The organism is Patescibacteria group bacterium, assembly GCA_041651155.1.
In the GTDB taxonomy this organism is placed as follows: domain Bacteria; phylum Patescibacteriota; class Patescibacteriia; order CAIXNZ01; family CAIXNZ01; genus JAPLYF01.
Genome location: JBAZJU010000003.1, coordinates 93834 through 106999, shown reverse-complemented (window position 1 = coordinate 106999; position 13166 = coordinate 93834). Strand labels below are relative to the sequence as shown.

The 13166-nt window shown below is 35.5% G+C and carries 16 protein-coding genes and 1 tRNA gene; 11 read left to right on the top strand and 6 right to left on the bottom strand.

The genetic code is table 11. The features are described from left to right. Nucleotides 1-2: 2 nt before the first annotated feature. From WC460_03575 to WC460_03565, 3 genes are read left to right on the top strand one after another with little or no spacing between them, the layout of a single operon-like run. Nucleotides 3-413, top strand: a complete 411-nt coding sequence (locus WC460_03575) for a hypothetical protein (protein ID MFA5188416.1) — start codon at nt 3-5, stop codon at nt 411-413. A gap of 3 nt (nt 414-416) precedes the next feature. Continuing rightward, nucleotides 417-677: a DUF3850 domain-containing protein gene (locus WC460_03570; GenBank protein ID MFA5188415.1), complete on the top strand. Its 261-nt coding sequence runs from the start codon at nt 417-419 to the stop codon at nt 675-677. 29 nt (nt 678-706) lie between these two features. Next, nucleotides 707-1162: a CBS domain-containing protein gene (locus tag WC460_03565; GenBank protein MFA5188414.1), complete on the top strand. Its 456-nt coding sequence runs from the start codon at nt 707-709 to the stop codon at nt 1160-1162. A 43-nt stretch (nt 1163-1205) separates the two neighbouring features. Here WC460_03565 and WC460_03560 read toward each other — a convergent pair whose 3' ends face one another. The 3 genes from WC460_03560 to WC460_03550 all read right to left on the bottom strand — a co-directional run bounded on the left by WC460_03560 (nt 1206) and on the right by WC460_03550 (nt 2756). Beyond that, a complete protein-coding gene (locus tag WC460_03560) occupies nt 1206-1682 on the bottom strand; it encodes a hypothetical protein (GenBank protein ID MFA5188413.1) in 477 nt (158 codons plus the stop codon). Between the two features lie 126 nt (nt 1683-1808). Next, entirely contained in the window at nt 1809-2237 is a 429-nt protein-coding gene (locus WC460_03555; protein ID MFA5188412.1) for a hypothetical protein, read from the bottom strand. 93 nt (nt 2238-2330) lie between these two features. Further along, nucleotides 2331-2756 carry a hypothetical protein gene (locus WC460_03550; protein MFA5188411.1) on the bottom strand — a complete coding sequence of 142 codons (426 nt, stop codon included), beginning with the start codon at nt 2754-2756 and terminating at the stop codon, nt 2331-2333. A 172-nt stretch (nt 2757-2928) separates the two neighbouring features. Between WC460_03550 and WC460_03545 the strand changes: the two genes are divergently transcribed. From WC460_03545 to WC460_03520, 6 genes are all read left to right on the top strand, one after another. Continuing rightward, nucleotides 2929-4353, top strand: a complete 1425-nt coding sequence (locus tag WC460_03545; protein MFA5188410.1) for a hypothetical protein — start codon at nt 2929-2931, stop codon at nt 4351-4353. Between the two features lie 92 nt (nt 4354-4445). Beyond that, on the top strand, nt 4446-6233 hold the full coding sequence (locus WC460_03540) for a DUF2207 domain-containing protein (protein MFA5188409.1): 1788 nt from the start codon (nt 4446-4448) through the stop codon (nt 6231-6233). A gap of 33 nt (nt 6234-6266) precedes the next feature. Next, nucleotides 6267-6770: an NYN domain-containing protein gene (locus tag WC460_03535; protein MFA5188408.1), complete on the top strand. Its 504-nt coding sequence runs from the start codon at nt 6267-6269 to the stop codon at nt 6768-6770. A 281-nt stretch (nt 6771-7051) separates the two neighbouring features. After that, the gene (locus WC460_03530) at nt 7052-7492 is read left to right on the top strand and encodes a YbhB/YbcL family Raf kinase inhibitor-like protein (protein MFA5188407.1); all 441 of its coding nucleotides are present in this window, start codon (nt 7052-7054) and stop codon (nt 7490-7492) included. A 226-nt stretch (nt 7493-7718) separates the two neighbouring features. Then, entirely contained in the window at nt 7719-8027 is a 309-nt protein-coding gene (locus WC460_03525) for an NYN domain-containing protein (protein ID MFA5188406.1), read from the top strand. Between the two features lie 11 nt (nt 8028-8038). Then, on the top strand, nt 8039-8254 hold the full coding sequence (locus WC460_03520; protein MFA5188405.1) for a DUF5652 family protein: 216 nt from the start codon (nt 8039-8041) through the stop codon (nt 8252-8254). 34 nt (nt 8255-8288) lie between these two features. On the opposite strand, the gene WC460_03515 is transcribed toward WC460_03520, so the two are convergent. Then, the gene (locus WC460_03515) at nt 8289-9170 is read right to left on the bottom strand and encodes a radical SAM protein (protein MFA5188404.1); all 882 of its coding nucleotides are present in this window, start codon (nt 9168-9170) and stop codon (nt 8289-8291) included. A gap of 222 nt (nt 9171-9392) precedes the next feature. Here WC460_03515 and dnaG point away from each other — a divergent pair, with 222 nt between their 5' ends. Next, entirely contained in the window at nt 9393-11195 is a 1803-nt protein-coding gene (dnaG, locus tag WC460_03510) for a DNA primase (protein MFA5188403.1), read from the top strand. Nucleotides 11196-11209: 14 nt separating this feature from the next. Then, nucleotides 11210-12418 carry a sigma-70 family RNA polymerase sigma factor gene (locus WC460_03505; protein MFA5188402.1) on the top strand — a complete coding sequence of 403 codons (1209 nt, stop codon included), beginning with the start codon at nt 11210-11212 and terminating at the stop codon, nt 12416-12418. A gap of 65 nt (nt 12419-12483) precedes the next feature. Here the strand turns inward: WC460_03505 and WC460_03500 are convergent, their stop codons facing one another. Beyond that, the gene (locus WC460_03500) at nt 12484-12942 is read right to left on the bottom strand and encodes a hypothetical protein (GenBank protein ID MFA5188401.1); all 459 of its coding nucleotides are present in this window, start codon (nt 12940-12942) and stop codon (nt 12484-12486) included. A gap of 80 nt (nt 12943-13022) precedes the next feature. Next, nucleotides 13023-13094: transfer RNA gene (locus WC460_03495), tRNA-Asn, on the bottom strand. Between the last annotated feature and the right edge of the window lie 72 nt (nt 13095-13166).

Below are 13166 nucleotides of genomic sequence, written 5' to 3'. Positions count from 1 at the left end.
TTATGGAAAATATAAAGCCAGAGTTTAAAACAAAAGAACCTTCTGTTTTAGCAGATGAAGATTTTAAAGACATGATTGAGTTCAGGAAAATTAGGCCTGAAGATTTTTCAATAATTGAAGAATTATCCAAATTCCCCAAGAATTTATTTATCCTGAACTTTCATAATTTTTTTACCGCCAGTAAAGATAATACGGTTTTTGATTTAAAGTTGCATATAAAACAAAGGGAAACCCAGCTTGAATCCTTTTTAAATTCCGGGCAAGCTAATAATGGTCGTCTTGAGACCTTGCAACAAGAAATAAAAATTTTTCAATTATTTTTAGATTTTGCGCAAAAGTATGATTGGAATACTTGCGATAATTTGAACCGTTTGTTGGAAAGAAGAAAGGTAAAAAAGTCTAATAATCAATAATTTATGGCTATAATCAAAAAGAAAATTAATCCTTTATATTTTAACTTAGTTAAGTCTGGCAAGAAAAGATTTGAACTGCGCCTATCTGATTTTAAAATTAAAGCAGGGGACACTTTGATTTTGCAAGAATGGAATGCTAAAACAAAAAAATATACTGGCAGGGAATTAAGAAAAAAAGTTAATTACATTTTAAAGTTTAAGCTCAATGATTTTGGCCAGGGAAAAGAAATACAGAGAAAAGGTTTGTATGTAATTCAATTTTAATATACTTTTTATTATTTAAAGCCAAATCTATGATTGTCAGAAACATCATGGAGAAAAATGTCATAACCATTAAAGCCAGCACTACTTATTACGACGCTGCCAAGATATTGTATGGCAATAAGATCAGCGGCGCGCCAGTTGTGGATGATGATAATAAGTTAATCGGCATGCTTTCAGAAAAAGATTTATTTAAAGTGCTTTATCCTTTTTACAAAAGCTATTATGATCATCCGGAATTGTATTTGGATTCTGAAAACAGGGAAGGCAAGGCCAATGACATTAAAGACCATAAAATTGAAACATTCATGAGCAAGGGCAATGACATTATCACAGTTGAACCTGCGACGCCAATTATGCGCGCTGGCGCCTTAATGATTGCTAAACATGTTCACCGCTTGCCAGTGGTAGAAAAGGGCAAGCTTATCGGAATTGTCAGCCGAGAAGATATTTTTCGAGCAATTTTACAGCGTAATTTTGATTTGTAATTTTTTTTAAATTAGAAAAGGCTCATTTTTTTAATGAGCCTTTTTAATTTAGATTAGAAGCGTTTTGAGTGCCTTCTGTTAGGCAAATAAGCGCGTCTAGAAGAGTTTCCAGGTTTGATAAGTAAGCGTCCCAATCTTCTTCTTTAATGTCCAGGGTTATGGTTTTGCCAGCCTCTGACTCTGCATTGGCTAACACGCTTTCATAGAAATCTTCTATAATATTGCAGATGAGCGTCCATTGCGGCAAGAGCAAGGAAATTTTAAATATCTCATTGTCCGGCTTCGGCTCGCCTCGCGAAGCGGGCCGAGACGAGCCATTTTTCTGGGCTTCAATTTCGCTGATCGTAAGAGCAATTGCTCTTTTTTCATTGCCCTGCAAACCGCAATCTCTGCAAATTTCCAGATATCCAGGATCCCTTAAAAATTCATCCAGATAGTAGATATTATATAATTCCAGCGCGGTTTTAATCATGTCCCAGCCCGGGACGTTGATTTCCATTATTCTAAAGATATTATCCATTTCTCCCTCCTTTCTTTAGCTCTAAGCTTACATTTTTAATAGAAATAATCAAGTCTATTTAATTTTTTTTATATTTTAAAAGGCCCGTTTTGGGGCCTTTTTAGTCGTAGTGATTTTGTTGCCAAGCTAATTTGGTTTTTCATCAGGCAGGCCTATGATATGAAGGTCAATTTGCTCCTTAATTAATTCAAGCGTATCTGCCGCCATAGCGTTTATGCCATCTAGATCTGGCTGGGTGGCAAATAGATTGATCAGGCATTCAAATATTTCACAGATTAGTTCCCAGTCAGGGGGAATAAGTTCTATCGCAATAGAATCAGTCAACATATCTGCGGTTGAATTCGCTTTTATATCTTCAATTAAGTCGGCGATTATCCTGTTGGCTTCATCTTTAGGGTAGCCGCAATTTTCGCGGCATTTATTTAGCCAAATGTCGCTTGAAAGCAGGGCAAAATATTTGGCCTGAAATTCTTCAAGCGTGGTAACTAGGACATTGAAGTCTTCGCAGTCTAATTCTACTCTTGCCATAGAATCAACGCTTGTTTGAATCAGCATGATTTGCCTCCTTAAAAGTGCGTACTTAATAAAAGGTTAACAATTTCCCGTAGTGAAGTCAATTTACAATTTTAAAAGGCCCGGTTGGGCCTTTTAGTTTAGCGCGATGTTTGGGGGACTACCAACCAAATTTAAGTCAATTTCCTCTTTGATTGGTCGCAGAAAGCCAGCAATTTCTGTAAAATTTTTTATTTTTTGCTCCGCTGCGGCTTTAAGCACATTGTCAATCAATTCCCAAATAAATTCCCACTCAACTTCTTTGAAGTTTAATTTTACTGACTCTTCCCTGTTGTTATTCAAAATATCCTGGATACGTTGCGTGAAGTCAGCTACGATTTTTGTTTGGTTCTCGTGATAGCCGCAATCTCTGCAAAAGTTTTGGTAAAATTCTCCTTCTAATAATGAAGGCCAAAGATATTTTTGCATATTTTTGAGTGCGGCGACTAAAACCAGACAGGCTGAAGTGGGCATCTCAATGCAGACTAAAGAGGTTTTCCTTGAAGCAGCAGAAATGTTCATTTTCTCCTCCTCCGTTGTTTTTGATGTTTGAATACTCTGTAATATAATAATAGACTTTTTCAGAAAAATTTTCAAATACGTAAAAATTGACAATTGCTAATTTTTAGTTTAGAATCTAAATATTATGAATAAATTTGAGACAAAATCTCAATTAAATCCAAGGAGGGAAAATATGGCCACAAAAGAAGCCGATCATAATTTTGCCAATGAAATCTGGTTTAGGCCAGAAGATAAAGCACTTTTACAAAAAAAAGAAGTTCACACAACAGTTAGGTTAGGAAATAGGCAAAATGGCAAATGCGAAGGCAAGGGCTGTTATCTGCCTGGAACATTTGTTGAACTCAGGATTTATATCCCTGAACAGAAAAGGTTTGATAAATGGCAGACCGAAATTGTAATCATTGACAATGAACTAAAGCCAATTTCTCAGTTAAATGACAAGGAATTGGTCTCTAGTCTGCCCAGTCAAAACAAAAAAGGCAAATTAATGCACAAGCTTAATGAATTCTACAGGCGAAAGATTTTTGATTCAGAATATGTGTCAGTCATAAATTTTGAATATAGAGATAATATTCGCACTGTAGAAGATCTAATTAGATGCAAAATTTTAAGATTTGCCACTCTGCCACAGGCTAATCCACGCAATATTGAATTCAAAAAATATACCATTCCTTTAATTGAGCATGATTACCCGGCTAAAACCGCAATCATGTGGAATTCCGTTTATAAGGAATTCGGATTTGAGGAAGGGAATATTATGCTAGTTGGAGATCCTAGCCAGAGTAAATTTATTTTAGATGTTTTGCGCCAAGATAAAAAATACTTTGGTGGTGGTGCTGGCGTGGGCTTTAAGGACGAAGCGATCAAATATTTGGATGAAATTGATCCGACTGCCAAGCTTATTGGCTCAATCAATTTTGTCTTAAAAACACCGGAAGGCAAGCTTAAAGGCTATAATACTGATGGCCTTGGTTATGCATTAAGCTTGGAAGAAAAATTCAAAGCCAAAGGCGAGGATTTAAAAGGCAAAAAAGCAGTTATTCTGGGTGCTGGTGGAACAGGCAATGCAATTGCCTTTGCCTTAGCTGCAAAAGGTATGAAAATCGTGATTCTCAACAGGACAGTGGTTAAAGCTGAAACTCTCTGCCATGGCATTAATGAATGCTATGAACTGGTGGATGAACACAAGGTCCGCTTTGGCAGTGAAGATCAAATTGGCAAAGAGGTGAAAGACGCTGATGTCATAATCAATGTCTCAACCAAAGGCGCTTCAGGTAATATGGAAAAATATTGCTCTTTAGCCCCTGCCAATTTGCCAGACACAGCAGAAAACATCCGGGCCAACCTAAATGAAGCTGAGAAAGTATTGCAGACTATTTCCAAACAGGCAATCATCAGCGATATAGTTTTAACTGCAAAGCCTACTCCGCTTCTTAAATCAGCTCAACAAGCTGGTTTTGACACGCTCAATGGCATTCTCATGGTAGTGAATCAAGGCGTTGAAGCATTTTGGCTGCTCCATGGCCAAGAGCTGGCAAAAAAGAAAATTTCAAAAGAACAAGTTGCTGCTGTTATGAAAAAAGCCGCAGGCTTGTAAATAAAGTAAATATATTAGCCAAGGGAACATTACCCTTGGCTTTTTTAATTGAAAACTTGTATTATATAAATAAGATTAATAATAATTTTTTTATGAATCTAATGAATATGCCCCGCGAAGCGGGGTCCGCCTCTGGCGGGCGAAAATATCTAATTTTAGGGGCTATTTTATTAAGCTGTACTTTTGGTTCTTTGGTTTGGGCTCAAAATGACAATATTGATACAACAGCCCAAGTAAACCCAGAACAAATTGATAGTTTTGACGTGACAATTAAAATTAATTCAGATGCCAGCATTAATGTGTTAGAAAAAATCCAATATGATTTCGGTGAGACTGAACATCATGGCATTTACCGCTATATTCCGATCAAATATAAGGCCAGAGGCAGTAATTTTAATTTTAGAATTTTCGACATTTATGTGACTGATGAAAATGGCAGCGCTTTAACCACTGACATTTCTTATCCTGGCAGTGATGTGAATATAAAAATAGGCGATGCGGATATTTTGATTACAGGCAAACATACTTATGTAATTAACTATACGATTAAGCGAGCTATTAACTATTTTAATGATCACGATGAACTATACTGGAATGTCACAGGCACAGAATGGGATCCGCCAGTTTCAATTTTAGAATCAAGAGCTACAATTACTTTACCTCAAAAATTAGAGCAAAAAGATATTAAGACCGAATGCTTTAGCGGAATTTTTGGCAGTACAACTTCTTGCAGTTCTATTGATTTGGTTCCAGGAAATGATAATTTGTTTTCTGCTGCTATTTTTAAACAGAGTAAATTAAATCCGGGTGAAGGCTTAACAATAGTGATTGGCTGGCCAGTTGGATTAGTGCAAAAACCAACTCTATGGCAATCGATATTAGATGCGATAAAAGATAATGGGATATTGTTGATACCAGTTTTTGTTTTTATATTTTTATTTTGGCGCTGGTACAAGCATGGCCGTGATCCAGAAGGCAGAAAAACAATTATTGCTGAATTTGAAGCGCCAGATAATTTAAGTCCAGCTGAAATTGGCGCAGTTATCCATGAAAAAGTTGATAATAAGGATATCTCTGCCCAAATTATTTATTTAGCCATTAATGGTTATTTAAAAATAAAAAAGCTGGAAAAAGGCAATGATTATGAATTAACCAAATTAAAAACCACTGACACCTTGGTTAATGAATTTGACAAGCAATTGCTAAATGCCTTATTTGATTCCAGTCTGACTATTAAACTCTCGGATTTGGCCGAAGAATTTTATAAAGACTTAGCCAAAATAAAAGAGGCCGTTTATGCTGACGTGATTAAAAAAGGTTATTTTTTACAAAATCCGCAAAAGCAAAGGATTTCCTATTATACTATTGCCGGTGCAGTTTTATTCCTTGGATTTTTCTTTTTAGGCGTTTTAGGAGCTTACTGGATATTTAGCGCAGTTTTGTCCGGAATTTTGGTTGCTATCTTTGGCTATTTTATGCCAGCCAGGACAAAAAAAGGTGTTTTGGCCCGTGAAGCTATTTTGGGCTTAAAAATTTATTTAACAGTGGCTGAAAAAGACAGAATTAAATTTTTTAATGCGCCAGCTAAAAACCCGGAACAGTTTGAAAAATTTCTGCCAGTAGCCATGGTCTTAGGCGTTGAAAAAGAATGGGCAGGACAATTTAAAGATATTTATAATCAAAAGCCAAGCTGGTATGATGATCCAACCACAAATAATTTTTCATCTTTATGGCTGATCAGCTCAATGACTAATTTTCAATCCTCAAGCGCCTCAACCTTAGCTTCAATGCCGGCCAGCGCTTCATCAGGCTCCAGCGGCTTTGGCGGCGGAGGATTCTCTGGCGGAGGTGGCGGCGGAGGAGGGGGAGGGAGTTGGTAAGAAAAATTAAAAATTGAGAATCATTTTTAGGTTATGAAACAAAAAGAAAACAATTTTGCCTTTATTGATGGACAAAATTTATACCTTAGTATAAAGTCTTTGGGTTGGAAAATTGATTATGGTAAATTTAGAAAATATTTAGCCGATAAATACAAAGTGTCTAAATTCTTTATTTTTTTAGGTTACGTTGCTTCAAATGAAGAATTATATACGGCACTTCAGCAGCAGGGATATATCTGTATCTTCAAACCAACGCTTGAATATAAGGATGGGAAAACAAAAGGTAATTGTGATGCCGAATTAGTCCTGCATACCATGCTTGAGATTGATAATTTTGACCGTGCTGTTTTGGTTACCGGGGACGGTGATTTTCATTGTCTGGTTAAACACCTAATTAAAAGACAAAAGCTCCATAAATTATTAATCCCCAATCAGGCAAGTTATTCCGCGCTTTTAAAAAGATTCCCTTCGGAATATTTGGCTTTTGTCTCAGATTTAGAGAATAAAATTGCCTATAAAAAGAAAAGAACCCCGTAAGGACTAGCCTTAAAGGGCGCTTTTCGTAGTGATTATACTTATATAATACAGCATTATAAATATTTTGTCAACATATATGCGTAATAGTTCAATAGCTTGGAAACGTTTATGGTAAGATAAACCAGCTAATAAATAAAGTTTCCAATATAAATTCTGAACTCTGAATTATGAAATCAAAAATTTTTATATTAATCTTTTTACTTATATTTTTGGTCTCTTGCGCTTATCCCCCTAAGAAAGCTCCTGTCTATCAAATGAATTTTAATTCTAATAATACTTCTATGAAATTATATTCTAGCGCATTTGAACAGAATAAAAATTTGCCCGACAAATATACTTGCGATGGGCAGGGGATTAATCCGCCTTTAGAAATAAGCGGAGTGCCAGCTGGAGCAAAAAGTTTAGCTTTAATTGTTGAGGATCCAGATGCTGTTAGAGGCACTTTTATACATTGGCTAGTCTGGAATATAGATCCAAAAACTGCTAGTATTACAGTGGGCTCTATTCCGACGGGAGCTATACAGGGAACTACTAGCGCTGGCAAAACAGGTTATGTAGCACCATGTCCACCTTCAGGTACACATCGTTATATATTTAAACTTTATGCCCTGGATACAATGCTTGATTTAACGCCAAATGCCGGCAGAGATAATCTTGATCAGGCAATGCAAGGCCACACGCTTGATTACGCAGAATTAATTGGTTTATATCAAAGAAAATAATTTAGTAAAAAAGACGTAGAATTAGCCCAATTTTTGGGTGTGTATATTCTCTATTGACAATTTATTATATTTGCTGTAATATATAAACAAGAAATCCTTATCGTTTGCTTCGGCTACGATAAGTAACGAGGCTCCATTTGGGGTTCTTGTTTTTTTTGTGCTAAAATTATATAATTTAAATGTGCTTAATTTATATATAATAATATGGATCATCCTAAACGAGTGATTGACAAATGTCCAGATTAAATTTGGTGACTTGAAGGGGACCAAGGGCAACCTGCAAGAAAAAAATTTAGATACGCAACTAGCGACTGATATGGTTGCTATGGCGGCTCTTAATGAATATGACGTAGCGATTCTTGTATCTAACGATGGTGATTATAAAAGCGCTATTGAAAGTACTAAAAAATTTAATAAAAAAATAGAAAACTTATTTTTTAAGGGTAGTCTATCAATGGCAATAGATGGCAAATGCGATATTAAAAGACGAGCGCGACGTATATTTTTTATGAAATTAGATAGCTTAAATAATTAATTATAAAATCTATGACACCTGAAATCATCAATCAATGGTATTGGCTGATTTTACTGCTAGTCATCTGGTCTCTTATCTGGAAAGGAATTGCGCTCTGGAAATCAGCAAGAAATGGCCACAAAGCTTGGTTTGTGGTTATGTTAATTGTTAACACGGTTGGCATCCTGGAAATTATTTACATTCTGGCCTTTAGCAAACCGAAAAAAGAACTGCCAAAAACAGTTTAAAATAAAAGCCGAGTTCTATACTCGGCCTTTATATTTATTCTATCGTTTTAATCTGGAAATTTGGAGTATACTCATTATCAGCTGAATCTAATTCCTGGAAATAACCGCCAGCAAAATTTAGGCTTTCGTAATAATTTCTTATTTCATTATATTCATCCTGGCTTAAGGTCCTATTTATTTCCGGATAATTAACAGATTTAAAAGCAGGATAATATTGTGACATTAAACTAACCCAGACCTGGTTGCCAAAATTTTCTTTAATTGACTTGAGGATATTCATTGAATCATTAATTTGTTCAGGCAAAACCAAATGGCGGATAAGCACGCCTTTTTTAATCAAACCATTATTATTAATTTCAGGCATACCAACTTGGGTTACCATTTCTTTAATTACATTTAAGGCAAGAGGGAAGTAGTTAGGTATTTTTGAATATTTAAGCCCTAAGCTATTATCAAAATATTTTAAATCAGGCAAATAAACATCTATTAAATTATTAAATTGCTTAATTGTTTCAGGTTTTTCATAAGCATTGGAATTCCAAATAATAGGCAAATTAATTCTAGTTTTAATTTCTGGCAAAATTTTAATTAAAAGTGATGAATAACAGGTAGGGGAGACTAAATTAAGGTTATGAGCGCCTTGGGCTTTTAATTTTTGGCATAATTTAATAAATTCCTGTTCACTAATAATTTTGCCGTAATCGCCTTGAGAAATTTCATGATTTTGGCAATACACACATTTTAAATTACACTGGCTAAAAAAGATTGCGCCAGAGCCACTTACGCCAGAAATACAGGGTTCTTCCCATTGATGAAGCTGAATATGCGCAATTTTAAAATCAGTCGGTGCCTGGCAGACACCGAATTTGGTTTGACGATCAACATTGCAGTTGTGTGGGCAAATATTGCAAATCATAAGGTTTGAGGTGAAAAACGGCTCCTTTGTGGGAATTTACAGGAGACTTTAGTCTCCGAATGACTACGAGGACTAAAGTCCTCTATAACATTGAACACAAAGGAGTCGTTTTTCGCCCTATTTACTTTATTTTACAGAAATTTTGAACAATTTCAATAAATGTGATAAATTTATGGTACATATTTAAATAAATTCGTTGATTTGCATTATCAAATTCGCATTATGATAAATTCTCAAACCGAGGAAATAAAATCAAAGCTTGATATCGTGGATGTAATATCTGAATATATCCAGCTAAAACCTGCAGGCGGTAACTTTAGGGCGCTTTGTCCGTTTCATAATGAAAAGACCCCTTCTTTTATGGTTTCCCGCGACAAACAGATCTGGCATTGCTTTGGTTGCGGCGAAGGCGGGGATGCTTTTACCTTTGTGCAAAAAATTGAAGGCGTGGAATTTCCCGAGGCTTTAAAAATTTTAGCTGATAAGGCCGGGATTAAGCTTAAAAAAGAAAATCCTGAATTGGTTTCGCAGAAGACTAAACTTTTAGATATAAATAAATTAGCCGCTGAATATTTTCACCAAGTGCTTTTAAAAACTCAAGAAGGCAAGATCGCCCGTGATTATATTGCCAAACGCCAACTTGAACCCAAGACCGTGGCTGAATTTAAATTAGGCTATGCGCCCGATTCTTGGGATAAGATTTTGAATATTTTACATAAAAAGGGATTCAAAGATAATGATATTTTTCTGGCAGGCTTGGTCGTTAAAAATGATAAGGGCCGGCTGTATGACCGTTTTAGGCAGAGATTAATGTTTCCAATCTTTGATCACCACGGCAATGCAGTCGGTTTTACAGGCAGGATTTTAGACGAAAACAAAGCTAATCAGGGCGGTAAATACGTAAATACTCCCCAAACTTTAATTTATAATAAAAGCTTGATTATTTATGGCTTAGATAAAGCCAAGGAAGAAATTAAAAAAAATAATCTGGCGGTTTTTGTAGAAGGCAATATGGATCTGATTGCTTCTCATCAAGCAGGGATAAGAAATGTAGTTGCTACATCAGGCACTGCCTTGACCCAGGAGCAATTAAAAATCATCCAAAGATATACTAATAACCTGGCGCTATCATTTGATGCTGATTTGGCCGGCCAAGCAGCGGCTGAAAGGGGAATTGACATTGCTTTGTCTTTAGGCTTGAACATAAGAGTTATTCAATTGCCGCCTGTCCTAAACGGCCAGGCAATTAAAGATCCGGATGATTGCATTAAGCAAGGAGCCAGCTATTGGCAAGAGGCGATTAAGCAAGCCGGTTCAATCATGGATTTTTATTTTGCCAAAGCTTTTAAAAAATTTGATATTAACGATCCGCTGCAAAAAAAAGAAATTGCCGCTAAATTGCTAAAACAAATAATAAAGCTGGTTGATAAAGTTGAGCAAAATCACTGGCTGAATCAATTAGCCCAAAAATTGGATGTTCCGGTCAGTATTTTGCAGGAGACCTTTTCTAAAGTTACAGGTTCCAAAGAAAGCGCAAATCCGCCAATTAAATTTGAGGAACAGGATATTAAAAAAAGAGAGGTGCAGGTGGCAGAGCAGCTTTTAGCCTTAATTCTGAAATATCCCCAAAATATTGAATATGTCATTGATAAATTGGAAATCGGCATGATTCCGCAGGAGGACTTGCAGAAAATTTACAAAGAACTGATTTTGTATTATAATAATATAAAGAACTTTGATTATACTCAATTTGAAAAGCTATTATTTACTCAAGACGAAAAATTAATTAACTTGCTATCAACTTTGTTGCTTTTAGCCGATAAAGATTTTTTTGATTTTAGCGAAGGCCAAATTAAAAATGAAATTATTAATCTTATACAATTATTGAAAAAAAATTATATTAGTTTAAAAATTAAACAAGTTGCCAAGTTATTATCTGCCGCTGAAAAAGACAAAAACCAGAAACAAATTGAAGAATTAAGCAAAGATTTTTCAGTTTTGACCCAGCAGATAAATAATTTATAGCCCCAACACATTTTATGCCTAAAAAGAAAAAAACAAAGAAGAAAAATGTTAAAAAGCTTAAAAGACCGATAAAAAGAAGGAAGTTTCAGATTAAAAAAAAGCATAAAAAAATTTCCAGGTCTAAGCAGGAGATTGTCAGGCCCAGTGAAGAACAGTTATGTTCGCTTTTGCAAAAAGGCAGAAGCCGAGGTTTTATTACCGAACAAGAAGTTTTGCATACTTTTCCCGAAGTTGAAGAATATATTGATTTGTACGAAGATTTTATAGATAGATTAGACCACTGTGGCATTCAAATGGTGGAACTAAAAGGCGGAGTTTTAAGCCGGGGCAAAGAAAAAGAAGAACTTTTGGAAAGAATTGGCATAACCAAGGAAAAAAAGAGGCTTGATCTTTCTGATATTTCAGAAGATTCAATCCAGATGTATTTGCGTGAAATCGGCAAGGTGCCTCTTTTAAAAGGAGAAGAGGAAATGTCTTTGGCGAGGCGCAAAGAAAAAGGGGACAAGGAAGCTGAAAAAAAGATTATTGAGGCTAATTTGCGCCTGGTTGTTTCCATTGCCAAAAAATTTGTCGGCAAAAGCATGTCTCTTTTGGATTTAATCCAGGAAGGCAATATTGGCTTATTTAAAGCCGTGGAAAAATTTGATCCAAGAAAAGGCTATAAATTTTCAACTTATGCGACCTGGTGGATAAGGCAGGCGATTACCAGATCATTAGCTGACCAATCCAGAACAATCAGAATTCCTGTCCATATGGTAGAAACAATCAATAAATTCCAGCAGGTTCAGCGCCGTTTAATCCAGGATTTAGGGCGTGAGCCTTTGCCAGAAGAAATTGCTGCTGAAATGGGTGAGGATATTGAAAAAGTCAGACACATAATAAGTATTTCTCAGGAAACTATATCTTTAGAAACTTCAGTCGGCGAAGACGAAGAAGATTCAACTTTGGAAGATTTTATAGAAGATGTTAAAAATATGACGCCTGACAGAGTAGCCGCTTTGCAGTTATTACGAGATTATGTGAAAGAAGTAATCAGTGAACTTTCTCCAAGAGAACAAAAAATATTAGAAATGCGTTTTGGCTTAACTGATGGCGTAGCCCATACTTTAGAGGAAGTTGGTCAGGAATTTGATGTCACCCGCGAAAGAATCAGGCAGATTGAAGCCAAAGCTTTGGAAAAGATTAAGCAACACGCCCAGATTGATAAATTAAAGGATTTTTAAAAATATCTAAACAAAAAACACTTCATAATTGGAGTGTTTTTTTGTTCTGCTCCACATCTTCGAATTTAATAATTGAACAAGTTGGCAATAATTAAAACTATTCCAGCCCCCAAGAGACATCCTGCCATTTTACCTATAGCCGAACCTAGCATTGTTCGTTGGTCAGAAATATTATTTTTTCTCATTTTTTCAGCTACATAACCTTCAAATATGCCAGCAATGCCATCTGTTATTGAATTGCCAACGACCCCACCTATAACTGCACCCATAACACCAGCTACTTCTCCGCCAAAAATCGCTAAAATCGCTAAAATACCGTTATCAATCAATCCAAAAACAATATCGGGCCAAATTGTATTGATTGATACTTTAAAAGGAATTAATGATATAAGACAAAAAACACCTAATCCTAAAATTACTAGACCAATCAATTGAGAATTGTAAATAAAATAAAGACTGACTGCAAAAATAACAATGATAAGAATAATTATATTGATAACTGCTGAAAAAAAATTATTTTTCATATTCTCATTATATCATAATAAAGTTCTAATTCCTACTTGGGTATAAAAAAATAGCTCTAACATAGAACTATTTTTTTGTGCTCCGGGGGTGGGATTCGAACCCACGACCAATTGGTTAACAGCCAACTGCGCTACCGCTGCGCTACCCCGGAATATTTTTTATTTTTAATTTACTTAATTATAATGAGGTAGCGCAGCGAAAGTTGTAAATAATAATCATGACT

Excerpts from the sequence above, each read along its gene's own strand:
- WC460_03575 (MFA5188416.1), top strand. The coding sequence starts at position 3 with ATGGAAAATATAAAGCCAGAGTTTAAAACAAAAGAACCTTCTGTTTTA.
- WC460_03570 (MFA5188415.1), top strand. The coding sequence starts at position 417 with ATGGCTATAATCAAAAAGAAAATTAATCCTTTATATTTTAACTTAGTT.
- WC460_03565 (MFA5188414.1), top strand. The coding sequence starts at position 707 with ATGATTGTCAGAAACATCATGGAGAAAAATGTCATAACCATTAAAGCC.
- WC460_03560 (MFA5188413.1), bottom strand. The coding sequence starts at position 1,682 with ATGGATAATATCTTTAGAATAATGGAAATCAACGTCCCGGGCTGGGAC.
- WC460_03555 (MFA5188412.1), bottom strand. The coding sequence starts at position 2,237 with ATGCTGATTCAAACAAGCGTTGATTCTATGGCAAGAGTAGAATTAGAC.
- WC460_03550 (MFA5188411.1), bottom strand. The coding sequence starts at position 2,756 with ATGAACATTTCTGCTGCTTCAAGGAAAACCTCTTTAGTCTGCATTGAG.
- WC460_03545 (MFA5188410.1), top strand. The coding sequence starts at position 2,929 with ATGGCCACAAAAGAAGCCGATCATAATTTTGCCAATGAAATCTGGTTT.
- WC460_03540 (MFA5188409.1), top strand. The coding sequence starts at position 4,446 with ATGAATCTAATGAATATGCCCCGCGAAGCGGGGTCCGCCTCTGGCGGG.
- WC460_03535 (MFA5188408.1), top strand. The coding sequence starts at position 6,267 with ATGAAACAAAAAGAAAACAATTTTGCCTTTATTGATGGACAAAATTTA.
- WC460_03530 (MFA5188407.1), top strand. The coding sequence starts at position 7,052 with ATGAAATTATATTCTAGCGCATTTGAACAGAATAAAAATTTGCCCGAC.
- WC460_03520 (MFA5188405.1), top strand. The coding sequence starts at position 8,039 with ATGACACCTGAAATCATCAATCAATGGTATTGGCTGATTTTACTGCTA.
- WC460_03515 (MFA5188404.1), bottom strand. The coding sequence starts at position 9,170 with ATGATTTGCAATATTTGCCCACACAACTGCAATGTTGATCGTCAAACC.
- dnaG (MFA5188403.1), top strand. The coding sequence starts at position 9,393 with ATGATAAATTCTCAAACCGAGGAAATAAAATCAAAGCTTGATATCGTG.
- WC460_03505 (MFA5188402.1), top strand. The coding sequence starts at position 11,210 with ATGCCTAAAAAGAAAAAAACAAAGAAGAAAAATGTTAAAAAGCTTAAA.
- WC460_03500 (MFA5188401.1), bottom strand. The coding sequence starts at position 12,942 with ATGAAAAATAATTTTTTTTCAGCAGTTATCAATATAATTATTCTTATC.